Here is an 18,078-nt window from a genome sequence, read left to right as displayed (position 1 = left end):
TCGCTCAGGCGGCGTAGGTGAGGTCGGCGGCGCCGACCTCACCGGCCCGGGCCATCAGGCGTGCGACGGCCTCGGCCACCTGGCCGGGCTGCTCCAGGATCACGGAGTGACCCGCGCCATCGATCATCACGAAGTCCGAGTACTCGACGGCGGCGGCCATCGCGACGGAATGCGACGGCGGCGTCATCAGGTCGGCGGCGCCGCACAGCACCAACGTGGGGATACGGGAGAGAACCGGGAGCGCGTCGGTTCGGTCGTAGACCATGAAGTCGCTCAAGAAGCTCGCCATCGTGACGATCGGTGTCTCGTTGCGCATCGCGTTGGCCAGGGTGAGCACCCGAGAACTCACCTCGCCATCACCGAATTCCGCGGTGCGGATGATCGGGGCGAAGAGCTTGCAGGCCGCGAGCTTCGCGTGGTGCATCAGGCGCGGGGCACGGCGGACGGCCGCCTGGAAGACGGAGACGACCGGGTTGCGCAGCAGCCGGCCGAAGCCCGCGTCGGCGAGCCCGTCGGCAGCAGTCGCGAGGAGCGCGACGCCGACGATGCGGGTGCCGATCTCGTGCGGGTTGCGGCGGGCGTAGGTCAGCGCGGTCATGCCGCCCATCGAGTGACCGACGAGGACGACCGGTCCGGTGGGGGCCACGGCATCGAGAACCACCCGCAGGTCGCGGCCGAGCTGCTCGAGGTTGTAGGTCTGCCGGGGCGCCGAGGCGGACTCGCCGTGACCGCGGTGGTCGTAGCAGACGACCCGCGTGCCGGGGTTCCTGCGCAGCAGGGCGTCGCGAACGTAGGTCCAGGACTCGGTGCGCAGGCAATGTCCGTGCAGCAACACGACGGTGAGATCCGCGTCACGCGGACCGTATTCGCGAACCGCGAGGGCCACGCCGTCTTCGGTCCGGACCGTGGCACGCCGCTCCGCCGCGGTGGGGATTGTGCTGGGGATCGACATGGGATGCTCCGGTTCGCCGGCGGTGACACGTCTTACTGTCCGCCGTCCCAGCCGCCGGCATCAGGCCCCCGAGTGGTGGTGTCCGGTCCCCGAGGGTGTGTCGATCGCCACCTAGGTGAGGCGGGAGCGATGCGGCTGGTTCGCAGGATGGATCCCGAGCACGCCCAGGGCGAAATCGCCGTACCGTGCGGCCACTTCCTCCGGCGTCGCCGGGCCGGACTCGCGAAACCACTGCGGGATGGCGGTGCACATGGTGGCGATGGCTCGACCCGCCGCCCGGATATCGGGAGTGGCGATGCGGCCCTCGCCATGGGCCTCGGTGATCGCGTCGTCCAGGATGGCCTGGATGTCACGGCGGGAACGGGCGATACGCACGCGTTCGCCCGGAGACAGACTGCGCATCTCGCTGGCGCCGATGAACCCGAGGTCGCGGCGGTGGGTGTGGAACAGGGCCAAGGCTTCGACGATCAGGCGCACCCGGTGCACGCTGTCGCGGCCCTCCGCGCGGGCGGCGCGCACGCGCCAGTGCAGTTCGTCCATGGTCAGGTCGAGGATGCGCACCAGTAGCTCGTGCTTGTCGCGGTAGTGGTGGTAGAGGCCGGGAACGCTGGTGCCAGCCCGCCGGGCCAGAGCCCGCACGGTCGTGCCGTGATAGCCGATCTCGACGAACGAGGCGAGGGCGGCGGCCAGCACCGGGTCGACGTCCAGCGGAGCGAAGTCCCGCCAGCCGCCGTGTGCCCCCGGCTCGGTGTCGGTCCGGTCGCAGCTCGGCCGGGACACGGAGGCCATGTTACCGAGCAGATGCGTGACCGGCACACCGAGCACGTCGGCCAACCGGGTCAGGCGTGCAACCGAGATTCCGGTCTTTCCCGTCTCCATGGCGCTGAGCGTCGCGGGACTCACCTCGAGCCTGCGGGCCACTTCGCGCAGCGACAAGCCGGCGGCGCGGCGCGCACGACGGATCGCCTCGTGTGGCGACGTTCCCTCATCTTCCATGGTGTTCAGAATAACTGAACCAAATCTTTGACCACTCCCTCGCTGATAACACTTAACCAGGGCACTTTGACACCGATCGCACCCAGTGAGACAGTGTTCAGATGGAGCGATCGTTCGGTCCGATGACGAGGCTCCGGATGTCGAGGAGGAATGCGCGATGCCGATCGATCTGACCTATTCCGACGAAGTACGGGCGCTGACCGAACGCACCCGCGCGTTCGTGCGGGAGACGGTGCTGCCGATCGAGGACGAACACCACGGCGACATCACCGCCGCCGGTGGTGACGAGCTGCGCGGCACGCTGAACGAGCAGGCGCGCCGAGCCGGCGTCTTCGCGCCGCACGCGCCCGTCGAGTACGGCGGTCACGGGCTGTCGATGTCGGATCGCGCCCCGGTGTTCGAAGAAGCGGGCTACTCGCTGTTCGGTCCGACCGCGCTCAACATCGCGGCGCCGGACGAGGGCAATGTGCACATGCTCGCCCACATCGCCGACCCGGAGCAGAAGTCGCGCTACCTCGAGCCGCTCGCCCGCGGGGCGGTGCGCTCCGCCTTCGCGATGACGGAGCCCGCACCCGGCGCGGGCTCCGATCCGGCGGCCCTGGCCACCCGGGCCGTCCGCGCCGACAGCGGCTGGCGAATCAACGGCCACAAGTACTTCATCACCGGCGCGGATGGCGCGGGCTTCTTCATCGTGATGGCCCGCACCTCCGGCGAACCGGGCCAGCGCGGCGGGGCCACCATGTTCCTGGTCCCTGCCGACACACCCGGCCTGCGTGTGGGCAGGCATATCACCACGCTCGACCGGGCCATGATCGGCGGCCACTGCGAGGTCTTCTTCGAGGACATGTTCGTTCCCGACGAAGCGGTGCTCGGCGCTGTCGACCGCGGCTTCGAATACGCCCAGGTGCGACTGGGTCCCGCTCGCATGACGCACGTGATGCGGTGGCTCGGCGCGGCGCGGCGCGGTCACGACATCGCCGTCGCGCGCGTCGCTCAGCGCGAAGGCTTCGGTGCGCGCATCGGCGATCTCGGCCTGGCGCAACAGATGATCGCCGACAACGAGATCGACATCGCCGCCACCCGCGCGCTGCTGGTGCGCGCCTGCTGGGAACTCGACAGCGGTGAGCACGCGGGCAACGCCACCTCGATAGCGAAGACGTTCGCCGCCGAGGCGATCTTCCGCATCGTCGACCGGAGCATCCAATTGTGTGGCGGTCTCGGCGTCTCCGACGACCTGCCGCTGGCGCGCCTGTCCCGCGAGGTGCGGCCTTTCCGCATCTACGACGGGCCCTCCGAGGTGCACCGATGGGCTATCGCCAAGCGGGCCGTCGGTGCCGCCCGGCGGGCCGCGGCCGACGGGTCCAGCACTTCGCACTGATCCGCAGAGCCGCCGGACGAGGCCCGAAGTCCGCCCGTCGGCCGCCGATGCGGATGGCAGGCGGATCCACTGTCTTTCAGCCCCACGCCAGACCGGATACGTTTCGGAGCATCAGCCGGTCCGCTCGGCGGCGCGCGCCATCACAGCCACAGCTCACCGCGTAACATGCGGACTTCATGGTTCCGCCGAAACGGAGTTCCTCGCCACCACGAGCGGCGAACGCACCGATCCGACCACGTCTCGGGATGTTCGAACGGAGAGCCGTATGCCAGCGCAAGACCGCCGATACCTCATCTCGCTGAATGCGGGAGAACCCGGCGACGACGCGACGCTCATGGCGATCCGGTCGGCGTTCTTCGACTGGCTGAAGAAGGCCGGCGCCGAAATCATCGAAGACGGCGGCGCCAACCGGGTAGTCATCGCGGCGGCGCCGGAAACAGCCGAGCGAGCCGGCGGCCTCGCGTACGTGCGCACCGTCGAGCCATACGCCTGACAGCGCTGCTCGGTCACGAACGCGAGCCGGCGCGATTTTCGCCCTCGGTGCGGCATGCCGACTCGATGACCAACCCACCCGCGAACACCCCGCCGCCGCCAGCTCGGCTGACGGCGGCGGGGTGTGTCTGCGGTCGGACGAACCGACGGGTGATTACCGTCCGTGCTGATGCGCGGACTGGCGAGCCTCGTCGACGTCCGCCTCGGCCCTGGCCTTCTCGGCGGCGGCTTCCTTGCCTGCCGCCTCGCGCTGCGAGGCCGCCTTGTCCTGCTGCGCGCGGCCCTCGTCCTTCAGATCCTCGTGACCGGTGACGGTACCGGCCGCTTCCTTCACCTTGCCCTTGACATCTTCGACGACGCCTTCGACGCCTTCACGAGCACCGCTTCCATGTTCAGCCACAACAACCTCCTGGAATATCGGAACAAGCTGACATCTCGCGCATACCCGGGAGACCGGCCTCGAACCGTCTTCGCCGAGAAAGACCGGCGCCGCGCGTGTCGTGCCTGGTCGCGGGCGGGCGGCATCAGCGAAGCGGGGTGGTCTCGCTCGGGCCCTGCCGATACCGGGTCATCGTGAGCCGCTGTTCGCGGTCGTTGTACTCCGGAATCGGCAGCGGGAACCAGTAGCTGCCGTCGAGCCAGGCCTGCCCGAGCAGCGGAACCGGCTTCTATCGGCTGGCTTCTCGCCGGTCTGTTCCTGCTCGACGCGGTGGTCGTGGTGGTCGCCGTGCTCCGCCCGCCGGGCGCGGCCGCGCCGGCGCGTCACGCCTTCGTCGTCACGGTGTTCCCGCACCTGGCCATGGACATCGCGATGACGGCGATGCTGGTCGCCGCGCTGACAGCGCCCGGTCCGGACGGATCAGCCGCCGCCATGACCGCCGGGCTCTGAAACAACATCGGAACCGAGAAGCGCCGCGTCGTCACCCTGGCCGCCGGGAGCGCGCGCCGCCCGCCCGACGCCGTGTGGATCGACCGCTGACCGCTACACCTGTGCTTCGGTGCCGCCGATGCCCGACATCGTCAGCTCGACGGGTTCCCGCGGCTGGTCGGGACGGAACACGCAGCGCGTGCACGTGTAGATCGTGGGCATGCACTCGTTGCAGTGCACGCAGGCCGACCGGGTCGTCGCGTCCGATCGGATGCGCTGCAACAGGTTCGGTTCCCGGAGCAGAGCACGGCCCATGGCGACGAACTCGAAGCCTTCCGCCATCGCGAGCCGCATGGTGTCCAGATTCGTGATGCCGCCGAGCAGAACCAGGGGCATGGTCAATTCTCGCCGGAAGTGCCGCGCCCGCTCGAGCAGATACGCCTCCTGGTACGGGTACTCCTTCAAGAACGCCTTGCCGACCATCCGGAAACCCCAGCGCGCGGGCACCGGGAGAACATCGCCGAACGACCGCCGCGGGGCGGCACCGTGAAACAGCAGCATCGGGTTCAGTAGCGAGCTGCCCGCCGTCAGCTCCAGCGCGTCCAGGGTGCCGTCGGCTTCCAGCCACGCGGCGACCTGCACCGACTCCGGCACGGTGAGCCCGCCCCGCACTCCGTCTTCCATATTCAGCTTCGCCGTCACCGCGAGCCGGCCGCCCACCGCTTGCCGTACCGCGGCGGCGATCTCGCGCGCCAACCGCGCCCGGTTGGCCAAGCTTCCGCCGTAACGATCGGTGCGGCGGTTCAGCTTGGGGCTCAGGAACGAGCTGACCAGGTAGTTGTGCCCGAAGTGAATCTCCACCGCATCGAAGCCGGACGCTTCGGCCAGCTTCGCCGCGCCGGCATGAGCGGCCACGAGTTCACGGATCCCGTTCTCGTCGGGACTGCGCATCATGCGCATCGAGAGGGGGCTGAGCATCCGGCTCGGCGCCAGCGCCGGAGCCCGGTTGGACGCCGCGTTGGCCACCGGACCCGCATGGCCGATCTGCGCACTCACCGCGGCGCCTGCACCGTGGACGGCTTCGGTGAGCCTCCGCAATCCCGGCACCGCGTCCGGACGCATCCAGATCTGGTGCCGGTCGGTCCGGCCACCGGGAGCGACAGCGCAATACGCCACCGTCGTCATCCCGACGCCCCCGGCGGCGACCTCGCGATGGAACTCGATCAATTCATCGGTCACCAGAGCGTCCGGAGTGCGGCCTTCGAAGGTCGCGGCCTTGATCACCCGATTGCGCAGGGCGATCGGTCCGAGCCGGGCCGGTGCGAATACGTCGTTCATCGTTGTTTCTCTCCTGTCGGCGCGGTCAATCCGGCCACCACGAATTCCCGGAGGGTGGCCACCGCCTCCCGCGACATCTCCTGGTGCTCCGCACTGCCGAATCGCATGATGAGCAGGTCGAACGCCAACATCCATCGGCGGCGGCTCTCACGCTCGCTCACACCGGGCAACAGGCTGACCCACGCATCGATCCGGAACCATGGCTGCCGCCATTCGGTCACCTGCCTGCCGAGGACGAATTGCGCCAGCAATCTCAGGTGCAACCGCCCCACGGGATCGGCGGCCAACGCGACGAACGGCCCGATCACCGCATCGACCACCTCGGCGATCGACCCGCGCCCGCTGGTCACAGCGGCCAACCGGTCCTCCCACACCGGCCCCAGCCGCTCCTCGAGCAACGCGGCGACGAGGGCGTCCTTCGAACCGAAGTGGTAGTGCACCGCCGCCGGGTTGGCCCCGGCCTGCGCACAGATCCCGCGAACCGACACCTCGTCGTAGCGGCCCTCCAGCAGCAGTCGTTCGGCGGCTGTCAGCAGGCGATCACGGGTGGTCGCGGCCTCGGAGACCTGTTTCGGCATGCGCTGAGTCAAGCACGTCCCCATCGCCGATTCAATCACTGATTGAAACATTGTTTGATCGGACTTGTCGCGCGGCCGACTCGATCGGTCTCTCATCGCCCTCGGCCGGTTCGGCCACCGTCGATGGCGAGGACATTCACTGCGGCCGAAACGGGCACACCGAGACGGCCCGCGCCGATTCCTCAGGAATTGCCCGCGATGATCACCTCGGGAATGCCGGTGCCGAGCGGGACCGGCCGGCACACCGGCGCCGGACTGTCCGGAGCCAGTACGGTGAGCAGCAATTCCTGCACGAACGGGTCGTACACCATGTGGAAGTGCCCGGTGAGATCGGCGGGACACAGGTCCTGCAGGGCGATGTTCCGCGCGCCGGGCCCGCGCAGCGCGATGTTCTCGAACGGCTGGATCATCTCGTCGACGCGGCTGCCGATGGTCACGTATCGAACCCCGGCCACCGTATCGCCGCCCGCGTTGAGATCGAGCATGATCGGCGACCCCTCGGCCTGCTGCACGGCGGCGAGCGAAGTCACCTGGGCGAACGCCTGCAAAGCGCCGGGGATCGCCTGGGCCACCGGCACCAGCCCGTACATCACACCGCCGTAGGTGGGCGAAGCGAGGCCGACCCACTGGCCGACCTTGGGCGCACCACCCAGCTTGTTGGCGTAGTACCGAGTGACATTGGCGCCCTGGGAGAATCCGATCAGATCGACCTTGCCCGCGCCGGTGGCCGCGAGCACCTGATCGACGAACGCGCCGACCTGATAGGCGCTGAGCACCAGATCCTCGGTACCGTAACTGTCCGCGCCCGGCTTGCCGCCGTAGTTCAGCGCGAACACGCAGAATCCGGCCGCGGTCAGGCGCGGCGCTATCCCCGACCAATCGGAATACGCTGTGGAGTCGGTTCCGTGCGCGAGCACCAACGGATGGGGATGCCGGGCGCTGGGAACGCATCCGAAGTCGTTGGTGCCGCTCGGGACCGCGCTCGGATGGCTTTTCTGATACCACGCGGCGGCGAGGTGGTCGGACTGCGGCGGAGCGGGGTACGTCGGCACGTCGGGCGGGCGGAGGCCGGGCGGCTCGGCCGACGCCACGCCCGGGCCCAGCGCGGCCGCGCCGGCGACCACCAGGGCCAGCACGGCGCGACGCAAGTGTGAACTACCCCAAGCTTTCGCTCGACTCGACTGTCGCATCTCACAATGATCGCTCCGATCGGCTCGAAATGCGCGCGGTATCGGGGTGTTTCGCCTCCCCTACTTCTCGGGGGTCTCGTCCTCGGCGAGGATGCGGTAGAGGGACTTGCGGGTCTCGGTGAGCAATTCCGCCGCACGCGCCGCCTGCTGCGGGGTACCCGCCGCCGCGACCTGCGCGACCGCCCCCATCAGCTGCCCCACGAGTCCGCGCAGGTCCATCGCCTGGGCGCCGACGTCCTGCTGCACGTCCGCCCACGGATCGCCCAGCTCGTCCCGGTGCTCGGCGACGTACGCGTTACCGGTCTCGGTGAGCTTGGCGGTCTTGCGCCCGGCGACCTTCTCGATGAGGACAAGGCCCTCGTCCTCCAGTTGCGCGAGCGCGGGGTAGATCGAACCGGGGCTCGGCCTCCAGATGTCGTTGCTGCGCTCGCGGATCTGCTGGATGAGTTCGTAGCCGTGCATGGGCTGCTCGGCGAGCAGCAGCAGCACGGCGGCGCGTACGTCACCGCGCCTGCCGCGACCGCCACGGCCGCGTCCGCGACCGAATTGCGGGCCGAAGCCAGGGCCGAAACCGGGACCGAATCCCGGCCCGAACTCGGGGCCGAAACCGTGACGTCCCCCGCGACGGAAGCGCAGCCGGTGTTCGAAGCCCTCGGGCCCGGGCAGCGGCCCACGGCCACGTCGGCCGAATTCTCGATCTTCTCGGTATTCCATGTCAGCCTCCCAAGGCTCTCGTGTTTGTTTCATGCTATCGACGATATATCGGCAATGCATCGAACGCAAGCCCCGATTTCGGAACCGGGCCGTCGGGGAGGTCAGCTCACCAGCGAGTCGATCCAGCGCGACAGCCGCGCGCCCTCGGTGACCATGAGTTCTGGATCGCGAAAGGTGTTCGTGAGCAACGAGATTCCTTGATACGCCGCGACATAGGCGATCGCGAGCTCCCTCGCGTCGACGCGGCCCATCGCGGCGAACTGCCGTTCGGCCCAATCCACCAGCACGCGCATCACATCGGCGGCCGCGGTGTCCAATCCGTCGCCACGCTTGTCCAACTCCGAGGACAAGGTGCCGAACGGGCAGCCGTACCGGACAGTCTGCTCACGATCGGCGACCCAGCCCGCGATCAGGGCCTTCAGCCGCTCCGACGGCGTCTCGTGGCGGTCGCTCGCGGCGATCACGGCATCGAGAATGTGCGCGTGCGAGCCGATCGCCGCCCCGATGAGCTGGTCTTTCGTCTTGAAGTAGTAGTAGACGTTGCCGACCGGAACGTCGGCGGCGCGGGCGATGTCGGCGATCGTCGTCTTCTCCACGCCCTGCTGGTAGAACACCCGCACGGCCGCCTCGACCAGCCGCTGCCGCTTACTCGGCTTGGTTTCCGTCACTGAGTCAGTCACACAACTAACTGTAGACAACGCGTCCACGACCGGCTACGTTGTTTTTAGTCAGTCAACTAACTAAGGAGTAACGATGATCGTGGTCACCGGAGCCACCGGAAATATCGGCGCGCCCCTCGTGCGCTCGCTGTCGGACGCGGGCGAGGAGGTGACAGCGGTCGCCCGCCATGTGGACCTCTCGCTGCCCGACGGCGTCCGGTCGGTTCGGGCCGACCTCGGCGAGCCGGAAAGCCTCTCCCCTGCCCTCTCGGGAGCCGACACCCTGTTCCTCCTGATCACCGGTGAGCAGTTGGTGGCCGGCCCCGAGCCCGAACAGGTGCTGAAAGTCGCCGCTGCCGGAGGCGTGCGGCGCGTCGTCTTCGTGTCCTCGCAGGGGGTAGCCACCCGCCCCGGCGCGGCGGGCTATGCCCGGCTCGTCGCCTACGAGCAGGCGATCAGGGACTCCGGCCTGGCCTGGACCTTCCTGCGACCGGGCGGGTTCTTCTCCAATACCTACGCGTGGGCGGATTCGGTGCGCACGCAGCGTATGGTCGCCGCGCCGTTCGGCGACATCGGCCTGCCCTCGATCGATCCGGCCGATATCGCCGCCGTCGCGGCGGCGGCATTGCGCGACGAACGGCACGCCGGCCAGGTCTACACCCTGACCGGACCCGAACTCGCCACACCGCGAGCCCAGGCCGAGGCACTCGGTGCGGCGCTGGGCGAGCCGCTCGGATTCATGGAGTTGACTCGGGCGCAAGCCCATTCGGCGATGCTCGACTTCATGCCCGAACCGGTGGTCGAGCACACGCTGACGATCCTCGGCGAACCGACACCCGCCGAACAGCTGATCAGCCCCGATGTGCCGCGTGTGCTGGGGCGGCCCGCCACGAAGTACGCCGAGTGGGCGGTTCGCAATCGGGCGGCCTTCGCCTGACGCGCACGGCAGGACGGATGGCCGGTGGCTTCGTCAGCCGATGTCGACCGGGTCGATCTGCACGCGAAGGGGGGCGTCGGAGCGGTGCGTGCTGCGGATCGCCTGGGCCGCGCGCAGCGCACCCGCGAGCGCCGCTCCGGAGCGGCGCTCGACCCGCAGCAGCAAACGTTCGACTTCGGCGGGCGAATCCTCGGCGGAGAAGGGCTTGCGAGCGCCGTCCGGCAGCGGCACCGGGCCGAGGCGGTCGACCGTCGCGGGCAGATCCGCCGCCGAGAGCAGTTCGGCGATGCTCTCGGCGGTGCCGTCGATCGCGGCGAGCCGGACCGCGGGCGGGAAGCCGACCTCGGCCCGGGCCGCGACCTCCGCACGCGCCGCGCCCACCGGGTCCCACCGGACCAGCGCCTGCACGGTGGGGATCGAAGGTTCGGCCACGACGATGACCTGGCCGTGCGCGCGGACCAGCGTCGCGGCGGCCATCCAGCGGCGCAGTGCGTCCTCGGCGGCCCGCAGGTCGGCGCGCCCCAGCAAGGCCCAGCCGTCGAGCAACAGTGCGACGCCATACCCGCCGGGGACCAAGGGTTCGGCGCCTACCGTGGCGACGACCACTTGCGGGCCCGGCTCCACGGTATCGAGCACGGCGCCGCCGCCGGAGCCACGGATCGGCACGCCGGGAAAGGCGCGGCCGAGTTCCTCCGCCGTACGCGCCGCCCCGATGACCACCGCCCGCAGCGCGCGCGAGCCACAAGTGGTGCAACGGAACGCGGCCTCGGTGATCCCACACCAACGGCAAGCGGGGCTGTGCGCGGCGGCGGCGCTTTCCGCTGCCGGTCCGCGGGTCTCCGGCAGCGCGAGCGGCCCGTTGCAGTGCCTGCATCGGGCCGGAGTGCGGCACTTCCCGCAGGCCAGCGCGGGAATATACCCGCGCCGTGGCACCTGCACCAGCACCGGCGCCCCCTCCTTCAGCGCGGAACGGGCGGCCGCGAAGGCGACGCCGGGAATCCGGACGGCACGGGCGACCGGATCACGCTCCAGGGCGACGTCGCTGTCACCGGGGGCGCTGATTCGCGGCGCGGCCTTGCGCAGCACCGCGCGATCGGCGACCAGATCGTGCGCCCAGCCGGAATCGACCACCGCCTGGATCTCCGCGGTCCGCGCGAAACCTGCCGCGACGAATGCCGCACCGGTCTCGTGCGCTCGCAACATCGCCACCTCACGCGTGTGCGGATACGGTGCGCGTGGTTCGGCGTAGGTGTCGTCGCCGTCGTCCCACAGCGCGATCAGCCCGAGGTTCGCCGCCGGTGCGAACACCGCGCTGCGCGTGCCGACCACGACCCGCGCCGAACCGCGCAGCACCGCCAGCCAACGCCGGTACCGCGCCGCGGGCCCGAGGCCGGCGGCCAGCCCGACGGCCGAATCCCCCACCAGCCCAGTGCATTCCGCCAGCACTCGGTCGAGGTCGCGTTGGTCCGGGACCATGAGGATCGCGCTGCGCCCCTGCCGGGCCACCAAGGCGGCGAGCTCCGCCAGCCGGCGCGGCCAGTCCTCACCGGGCAGCGCCTGCCAAGCCGCCCGGGCCCCTTTTCCTTGTGCGAGCGCACCGACGAATGCCGGGCCGTGCACATAACGCTCCCAGGCGGCGAGGTCGACGGCCGAAAGTTCCGGCGATACCGCCTCCTGGTTCGTGGCGCCGCCGCGAGGCTCCGCGCTCTGCCCGACCGCGATTCGCCCCTCCCCCGGAGGCGGTTCAAGCGGCTTCGAGGACCCGCCGGTGCCCGCCTCCGATGACGGCGCCTGTCGCACGGCCACTGCGCTGCGCCCGACACTGATTCGCCCCTCACCCGAAGACGGTTCAAGCGGCTTCGAAAACCCGCCGGTGCCCGCCTCTGGCCGGTGCTCCGGTTGCGCGGTCCCCATGCTCACGGTGCCGGGATCATCCGATCCGGTCGCGGTGACGGGTTCGGTGTCCGGCCCCGGGGCTGCGCGGCCCGCCACTGCCGAATCGGCTTGCGGTACTGCGGGATCCGAGGAGCGCGAACCGGGGAGCGTCTCTGCGGGCGCGGAGTTCACTATGGCTGACGGCACGGAATCCGTTGCAGTGCAGAGTTCTCCGTCTTCGACGGCGCTCGCGGACGCACCGGGGTCCGCCGCGGCGGCAGGAGCCGTGGACCCGACGGAATCGATCTGTGCCCCAGCGGACTTCTTCGCACCACCGGTCTCGGTGCGGGCGTGGCGCGGTGGAATGGCCAGACGCAGGACGTCGGCGCGCGTGCCCGCGTAACGGGCCGCCACTTTGCCGGCCAGCTCCAGGATTTCCGGCGTCAGCACGCGTTCGCCGGAGACGACGCGTTCGAGTTCGATTAGTTTGCCGCCGTGATCGCTGTGCGCGGAGCGCGCGAGAAGGTAACCGTCGACCAACCGGCCGGCGAAACGGACGCGCACCCGGACCCCCGGCTGGGCGATTTCGTCCAGCTCGGGGGGCACCAGGTAGTCGAAGTCGCGGTCGAGATGCGCGGGCGACAGCAGTGGGAGCACCCGGGCGATCGGCAGCTCCGCGCCCGCGGGACCCGCGGCCGGACGGTCCGCCTCGGTGGCGGGGGTGCCCGCCGCGGGTGCGTTCACTCGGACCTGATCGAGGTCAGAGTCCGACGGCCGCGCGCAGCTTGTCCGCGCGGTCGGTGTGCTCCCACGGCAGGTCGACGTCGGTGCGGCCGAAGTGGCCGTACGCGGCGGTCGGCGCGTAGATCGGGCGCAGCAGGTCGAGGTCGCGGATGATCGCGCCGGGGCGCAGGTCGAAGACCTCGGTGATCGCGGTGGAGATGCGCGCCGGGTCGACCTTCTCGGTACCGAAGGTCTCGACGAACAAGCCGACCGGAGCCGCCTTGCCGATCGCGTAGGCCACCTGGACCTCGACCCGATCGGCCAGATCGGCCGCCACCACGTTCTTCGCGACCCAGCGCATGGCGTAGGCGGCCGAGCGGTCGACCTTGGACGGGTCCTTGCCGGAGAAGGCGCCACCACCGTGGCGGGCCATGCCGCCGTAGGTGTCGACGATGATCTTGCGGCCGGTCAGGCCCGCGTCGCCCATCGGACCACCGAGCACGAACTTGCCGGTGGGGTTGACCAGCAGGCGGACGTTCGAGGTGTCCAGCGAGGGCACCTCCAGGTCGGCGAGCACCGCTTCGAGGACCTTCTCGCGGATGTCGGGCGCGAGCAGGTTGTCCAGGTCGATGTCGGCGGCGTGCTGGGTGGAGACGACCACCGTGTCCAGACGGACCGGGCGATCGCCGTCGTACTCGATGGTGACCTGGGTCTTGCCGTCCGGACGCAGGTAGGGCAGCACGCCGGACTTGCGCACCTCGGTCAAGCGGCGCGACAACCGGTGCGCGAGCGCGATCGGCAGCGGCATCAGCTCGGGGGTGTCCTTGGTGGCGTAACCGAACATCAAGCCCTGGTCGCCCGCGCCCTGCCGCTCGATCTCGTCGTCGGAGCCGCCGACCCGGGCCTCGTGCGAGGTGTCCACACCTTGGGCGATATCCGGCGACTGCGCGCCGATCGCGATATTCACACCGCAGGAATTTCCGTCGAATCCCTTCGCGGACGAGTCATATCCGATTTCCAGAACCTTTTCCCGGACAATACGGGGAATATCGGCGTACGCCGATGTGGTGACCTCACCCGCGACATGGACCTGGCCGGTCGTCACGAGGGTTTCCACCGCGACCCGGCTGCGCGGATCCTCCGCGAGCAACGCGTCGAGAATGGAATCGCTGATGGCATCACAGATTTTGTCCGGATGACCTTCGGTCACGGACTCACTGGTGAAAAGCCGGCTCCCGGACGTGCGCACAGTTGTTCCCTCTCCCTCAACGGGTTACTCGTATCGGCTTGCGACAGTAACGCCATGCCGCGCCTGCGCAACCCTTACATTCCAGACTATTCCAAATCACCGACAGGGCGGACCTCAACTACGAAGCCGCCCCGGACTGCTGAATTCCCGGTGTCCCGGCGATGCCGAAAGAATGACGACGCCGCGAACGAACGACGGATCGGACGGCAATCCCCGGCAGGCCCGCCACCCGGCTCAGCGCAGCAACCCACTCAGCGCGTCGAGCACACGGCTGGCCAGCAATGCCTTCGAACCGTGGTCGAGCGCCTGCTCGGTGCCGTCGGCGCCGAGCAGCCAGCCGTCGTTGGTGTCCACCTCGAACGCTTTGCCCTCACCGACCGCGTTGACCACGAGCAGGTCGCAGCCCTTGCGGGCGAGCTTGGCCCGCGCGTGGGTGAGGACGTCGCCGTGCTCGTCACCGGTCTCGGCGGCGAAGCCGACGATCGCGGTACCGGGCAACTGCCCGTCGCGGCGCGCCTGCACCAGGCCGGCGAGGATGTCGTCGGTCTTGGTCAGCGGAATGACGTCGGGCTCGCCCGCGCCCTTCTTGATCTTGGCGGCGGCGACGTTGGTCGGCCGGAAATCGGCGACCGCCGCGGCCATGATCACCGCGTCGGCGCCGGCGGCATGCTTGTCGACGGCGGTCTTCAGCTGTTCGGCGGTGGTGATGTGCACCAGGTCGACGGCGGCCGGTGCCGCCATCTCGATCGTGTTGCCCGCGATCAGGGTGACGTGGGCGCCGCGCTGGGCCGCGACCCTCGCGAGCGCGTAACCCTGCTTGCCGGAGCTGCGATTGCCGAGGAAACGCACCGGATCCAGCGGTTCCCTGGTGCCGCCCGCCGTGATGACGACCCGGCGGCCCTCCAGATCCCGCGGGATCGCGTCGGCGCGCTCCATGAGCAGCGACGCGAGGCCGAAGATCTCCTCGGGCTCGGGCAGCCGTCCGGGACCGGTGTCGGCGCCGGTGAGCCGCCCCGCCGCGGGCTCCATGACGATCGCACCGTGGGCGCGCAGCGTCGCGACGTTGGCGACGGTCGCCGGATGCTCCCACATCTCGGTGTGCATCGCGGGCGCGAACAAGATCGGACATCGAGCCGTCAGCAACGTGGCGGTGAGCAGGTCGTCGGCGCGGCCGGAGGCGGCGCGGGCCATGAGGTCGGCAGTCGCCGGGGCGATGACCACCAGGTCCGCCTCCTGGCCCAGCCGAACATGCGGGACCTCGGGCACGTCGGAGAACACACCGGTGTGCACCGGGTTCCCGGACAGTGCTTCGAAGGTCGCCTTGCCGACGAACTCCAGCGCCGAGTGGGTGGGGATCACCCGGACGTCGTGTCCGGTCTCGGTGAACCGCCGGACCAGAGAGCACGCCTTGTAGGCGGCGATCCCTCCGGCTACGCCGACGACGATCCTTGTGGTCACTACGCCTCCGGCCTAGTCGTGGTCACGGGCGAACGCGGTTCGCCTCACTCGCCTTCGGAGTGCTCGAGCAGGTCGGAGTGGATCTCGCGCAGCGCGACCGACAGCGGCTTCTCCTGCAGACCCGGCTCGACCAGCGGGCCGACGTACTCGAGGATGCCGTCGCCGAGCTGGTTGTAGTAGTCGTTGATCTGCCGGGCCCGCTTGGCCGCGTAGATGACCAGGGCGTACTTGGACGACGTGCGCTCCAGCAACTCGTCGATCGGCGGGTTGGTCAGGCCGACCGGGGTGTCGTAGGCGGGCGCGGTCTTGGTGTCCGTACTGCTCACTAGGGGGACTCCTGGTGTTTGGGAGGTCACGAACTCGAATTTGTGCTAACGAACAACGATACCAACTGCTCACAGGCGCTGGTCACCTCGTCGTTCACGATAACGATGTCGAACTCGTCACAGGCGGCCAGCTCGATCCTGGCCGTTTCCAGGCGGCGCTCGATCACCTCGGGCGACTCGGTACCGCGCGAGGTCAGCCGCGCCACCAGTTCGTCCCAGCTCGGCGGGGCCAGGAAGACCAGGATCGCTTCCGGGATGGCCCGGCGCACCGACCGCGCGCCCTCGAGATCCACTTCGACCAGGACCGGAAGGCCCTCCGCCAGAGCGGCGCGCACCGGCCCGGCGGGGGTGCCCGACCGCTGCAACCCGCCGTGGATGTCAGCCCACTCGAGCAGCTCGTCCGCCTCGATCATCGCGTCGAACTCCGCACGGGAGACGAAGCGGTAGTCGAGGCCGTCGACCTCCCCGGGCCGCGGGGCCCGGGTCGTTGCCGACACGCTGAAGACCAGGTCGGGCAGTCGTTCGCGGACACAGCGGACCACGGTGGACTTGCCCACGGCCGAGGGGCCGACCAGTACTACCAGTCGACCCTTCCGCGTGTGTTCGATCACCCTCGTCGTCAGGCGTCGAAGTCGAACCGGGCGAGCAGCGCCTTGCGCTGCCGGTCGCCGAGTCCGCGCAGCCGCCGGGTGGGGGCGATCTCCAGCTCGCTCATGATTTCCGCCGCCTTGACCTTGCCCACCTTCGGCAGGGCCTCCAGCAGCGCCGACACCTTCATCTTGCCGAGGATCTCATCGGTCTCGGCATCGGTGAGGACCTGCTTCAGGTTGGTGCCGCCACGCTTCAAGCGCTCCTTGAGCTCCGCCCGAGCGCGGCGAGCGGCAGCCGCCTTCTCCAAAGCAGCGGCGCGCTGCTCGTCAGTCAGCTGGGGAAGGGCCACGGTTCCTCCGTCTCATCGTTCATTGCATCAACTCCTGCCGGTAACCCAGCAGTCTCAGCGACCGTACCCACGACGTCCGCCGATTGCGAACCCACCCCCCAGGTCAGCGCATGATTCCGGATACCGACGACACCGGGGGGGTGCGTCGCCCGACCCGCCCGCGCCACCGTGCGGAGCGCGCTGCGGGATTCGCGAAACACGCCGCCAGCAGGGCGTTTTCGGCAAACCAAGTGGTTTGCGGGAGGGTTGCGGTAGCGCAGCGCATCGTTCCAGCAACCCCTCACGCGCCCTACCAGGAACTTTCTCGAAATTTTCCGCGTGTCGCGAGATCTACCCGCGTGTCGGGCGTCACATCAGAGATATTCGGCCCGCTCGGTGCGGCATCCGGTGCCGGTTCGCGGCCCTGTACGCCGGTCCAGCAGGCAGGTGCCCAGCCGAGCACCGATGAGCGCCGAAATCGGCGCAGGAGAGCGCACAGGCACCGGGAAGGCCGCGTGTGTGAGTGCAGCTGCACGCGCACGGGCCCCGGAAAGACCGAAGGCCGGCGCACGGTGCGCCGGCCTTCGTGGTCATTTCTGCAGAAACGCGAACGCGTCCTGGAGCTCGTGCACCCTGGCACGCAGTGCCGAGACGTCGGGGCCCGCTCGCAGCAGCTCGCGCGAGACGTTCGGGAGGACGGCCCCGAGCATCGGCTCGGGGACCAGCTCGCGGATCGTGTCCGGGCCGCCGCCCTGGGCGCCCACCCCGGGCATCAGGATCGGACCGTTGAGCGCGGACAGATCCGGCGCCTCGCGCAGCGTGGCGCCGACCACCACGCCCACCGAACCGAACTCGCTGCCCGCGTTGCGGGCCGCGGCTTCGTCGACCATCATCTGCGCGACCGCGCGGCCGTCCGCCCCGACCGCCCGCTGCACCTGCGCTCCCTCGGGATTCGACGTCGCCGCGAGCACGAAGACGCCGCGGCGGTTGGCCTCGGCCAGGGTCAGCGCGGGCGCCAGCGAACCGAATCCGAGGTACGGCGAGACCGTCACCGCGTCGGAGGCGAGCGGACCGTCGGCCAGCCAGGTCCGCGCATAGGCGTCCATGGTGGACCCGATGTCGCCGCGCTTGGCGTCGGCGAGCACCATCGTCCCCGAGGCGCGCAACACCTCGATGGCACGCTCCAGCACGGCGATACCACCGGAGCCGTAGGCCTCGAAGAACGCGACCTGCGGCTTGACCAGCGCGACCAGACCGTCGAAGGCCTCGACGCAGATCTCGGCGAAGCGCTCGAGGCCCTCGACGTCCTCGGGGAGGTCCCAGGACCGCAGCAGTTGCGGGTGCGGGTCGATCCCGACGCAGACGGGCCCGAAGTCCCCCATCGCCTGCCGCAAGCGCTCGCCGAAGGTCTTCATCTCGACCACTC

At 69.6% G+C, this 18,078-nt stretch carries 19 protein-coding genes; 4 read left to right on the top strand and 15 right to left on the bottom strand.

Annotated elements, in window-relative coordinates; translation table 11 throughout:
- Positions 1–4 precede the first annotated feature (4 nt).
- Complete coding sequence (locus tag ACZ6DL_RS04705; protein ID WP_466048986.1) at positions 5–952, bottom strand: alpha/beta fold hydrolase; 948 nt, start codon at positions 950–952, stop codon at positions 5–7.
- Between the two features lie 111 nt (positions 953–1,063).
- On the bottom strand, positions 1,064–1,948 hold the full coding sequence (locus tag ACZ6DL_RS04700; RefSeq protein ID WP_466048985.1) for a TetR family transcriptional regulator: 885 nt from the start codon (positions 1,946–1,948) through the stop codon (positions 1,064–1,066).
- A 157-nt stretch (positions 1,949–2,105) separates the two neighbouring features.
- Here ACZ6DL_RS04700 and ACZ6DL_RS04695 point away from each other — a divergent pair, with 157 nt between their 5' ends.
- Both ACZ6DL_RS04695 and ACZ6DL_RS04690 read left to right on the top strand, forming a co-directional pair.
- On the top strand, positions 2,106–3,326 hold the full coding sequence (locus ACZ6DL_RS04695; protein ID WP_466048983.1) for an acyl-CoA dehydrogenase family protein: 1,221 nt from the start codon (positions 2,106–2,108) through the stop codon (positions 3,324–3,326).
- A 265-nt stretch (positions 3,327–3,591) separates the two neighbouring features.
- On the top strand, positions 3,592–3,819 hold the full coding sequence (locus tag ACZ6DL_RS04690) for a hypothetical protein (protein ID WP_466048982.1): 228 nt from the start codon (positions 3,592–3,594) through the stop codon (positions 3,817–3,819).
- Positions 3,820–3,972: 153 nt separating this feature from the next.
- On the opposite strand, the gene mbp1 is transcribed toward ACZ6DL_RS04690, so the two are convergent.
- Positions 3,973–4,218, bottom strand: a complete 246-nt coding sequence (gene mbp1, locus ACZ6DL_RS04685) for a microaggregate-binding protein 1 (RefSeq protein ID WP_063052300.1) — start codon at positions 4,216–4,218, stop codon at positions 3,973–3,975.
- Between the two features lie 318 nt (positions 4,219–4,536).
- Here mbp1 and ACZ6DL_RS04680 point away from each other — a divergent pair, with 318 nt between their 5' ends.
- The gene (locus ACZ6DL_RS04680; RefSeq protein WP_466048980.1) at positions 4,537–4,707 is read left to right on the top strand and encodes a hypothetical protein; all 171 of its coding nucleotides are present in this window, start codon (positions 4,537–4,539) and stop codon (positions 4,705–4,707) included.
- A 93-nt stretch (positions 4,708–4,800) separates the two neighbouring features.
- Here ACZ6DL_RS04680 and ACZ6DL_RS04675 read toward each other — a convergent pair whose 3' ends face one another.
- The 5 genes from ACZ6DL_RS04675 to ACZ6DL_RS04655 form a co-directional block, all read right to left on the bottom strand.
- Positions 4,801–6,024, bottom strand: coding sequence for an NADH:flavin oxidoreductase (locus ACZ6DL_RS04675; protein ID WP_466048979.1), 1,224 nt, complete (start codon positions 6,022–6,024; stop codon positions 4,801–4,803).
- On the bottom strand, positions 6,021–6,602 hold the full coding sequence (locus tag ACZ6DL_RS04670; RefSeq protein WP_466048977.1) for a TetR/AcrR family transcriptional regulator: 582 nt from the start codon (positions 6,600–6,602) through the stop codon (positions 6,021–6,023). Before ACZ6DL_RS04670 ends, ACZ6DL_RS04675 begins: the two co-directional genes overlap by 4 nt.
- A 182-nt stretch (positions 6,603–6,784) precedes the next feature.
- A complete protein-coding gene (locus ACZ6DL_RS04665; RefSeq protein WP_466048976.1) occupies positions 6,785–7,792 on the bottom strand; it encodes an esterase/lipase family protein in 1,008 nt (335 codons plus the stop codon).
- Between the two features lie 60 nt (positions 7,793–7,852).
- The gene (locus ACZ6DL_RS04660; protein WP_466049565.1) at positions 7,853–8,506 is read right to left on the bottom strand and encodes a PadR family transcriptional regulator; all 654 of its coding nucleotides are present in this window, start codon (positions 8,504–8,506) and stop codon (positions 7,853–7,855) included.
- 101 nt (positions 8,507–8,607) lie between these two features.
- Positions 8,608–9,186 carry a TetR/AcrR family transcriptional regulator gene (locus ACZ6DL_RS04655; RefSeq protein ID WP_466048975.1) on the bottom strand — a complete coding sequence of 193 codons (579 nt, stop codon included), beginning with the start codon at positions 9,184–9,186 and terminating at the stop codon, positions 8,608–8,610.
- Between the two features lie 73 nt (positions 9,187–9,259).
- On the opposite strand from ACZ6DL_RS04655, the gene ACZ6DL_RS04650 reads away from it, so the two are divergent.
- On the top strand, positions 9,260–10,102 hold the full coding sequence (locus ACZ6DL_RS04650; protein ID WP_466048973.1) for an SDR family oxidoreductase: 843 nt from the start codon (positions 9,260–9,262) through the stop codon (positions 10,100–10,102).
- A 33-nt stretch (positions 10,103–10,135) separates the two neighbouring features.
- On the opposite strand, the gene ACZ6DL_RS04645 is transcribed toward ACZ6DL_RS04650, so the two are convergent.
- The 7 genes from ACZ6DL_RS04645 to pyrF all read right to left on the bottom strand — a co-directional run bounded on the left by ACZ6DL_RS04645 (position 10,136) and on the right by pyrF (position 18,067).
- The gene (locus ACZ6DL_RS04645; protein WP_466049563.1) at positions 10,136–12,649 is read right to left on the bottom strand and encodes a primosomal protein N'; all 2,514 of its coding nucleotides are present in this window, start codon (positions 12,647–12,649) and stop codon (positions 10,136–10,138) included.
- Between the two features lie 88 nt (positions 12,650–12,737).
- A complete protein-coding gene (gene metK, locus ACZ6DL_RS04640) occupies positions 12,738–13,949 on the bottom strand; it encodes a methionine adenosyltransferase (protein ID WP_040867522.1) in 1,212 nt (403 codons plus the stop codon).
- A 234-nt stretch (positions 13,950–14,183) separates the two neighbouring features.
- A complete protein-coding gene (coaBC, locus tag ACZ6DL_RS04635) occupies positions 14,184–15,407 on the bottom strand; it encodes a bifunctional phosphopantothenoylcysteine decarboxylase/phosphopantothenate--cysteine ligase CoaBC (protein ID WP_062973598.1) in 1,224 nt (407 codons plus the stop codon).
- A 44-nt stretch (positions 15,408–15,451) separates the two neighbouring features.
- A complete protein-coding gene (gene rpoZ / locus ACZ6DL_RS04630; protein ID WP_039798918.1) occupies positions 15,452–15,733 on the bottom strand; it encodes a DNA-directed RNA polymerase subunit omega in 282 nt (93 codons plus the stop codon).
- A 26-nt stretch (positions 15,734–15,759) separates the two neighbouring features.
- Positions 15,760–16,344 carry a guanylate kinase gene (gene gmk / locus ACZ6DL_RS04625; RefSeq protein WP_062973597.1) on the bottom strand — a complete coding sequence of 195 codons (585 nt, stop codon included), beginning with the start codon at positions 16,342–16,344 and terminating at the stop codon, positions 15,760–15,762.
- Between the two features lie 8 nt (positions 16,345–16,352).
- Positions 16,353–16,673 carry an integration host factor, actinobacterial type gene (mihF, locus tag ACZ6DL_RS04620; protein WP_028476708.1) on the bottom strand — a complete coding sequence of 107 codons (321 nt, stop codon included), beginning with the start codon at positions 16,671–16,673 and terminating at the stop codon, positions 16,353–16,355.
- A 569-nt stretch (positions 16,674–17,242) separates the two neighbouring features.
- Positions 17,243–18,067 carry an orotidine-5'-phosphate decarboxylase gene (pyrF, locus tag ACZ6DL_RS04615; RefSeq protein ID WP_466049562.1) on the bottom strand — a complete coding sequence of 275 codons (825 nt, stop codon included), beginning with the start codon at positions 18,065–18,067 and terminating at the stop codon, positions 17,243–17,245.
- Between the last annotated feature and the right edge of the window lie 11 nt (positions 18,068–18,078).

The organism is Nocardia sp. NPDC041819, assembly GCF_055590505.1.
Note: the sequence above shows the minus strand (reverse complement) of the source record. Positions and strands in the feature narration are given on the sequence as shown.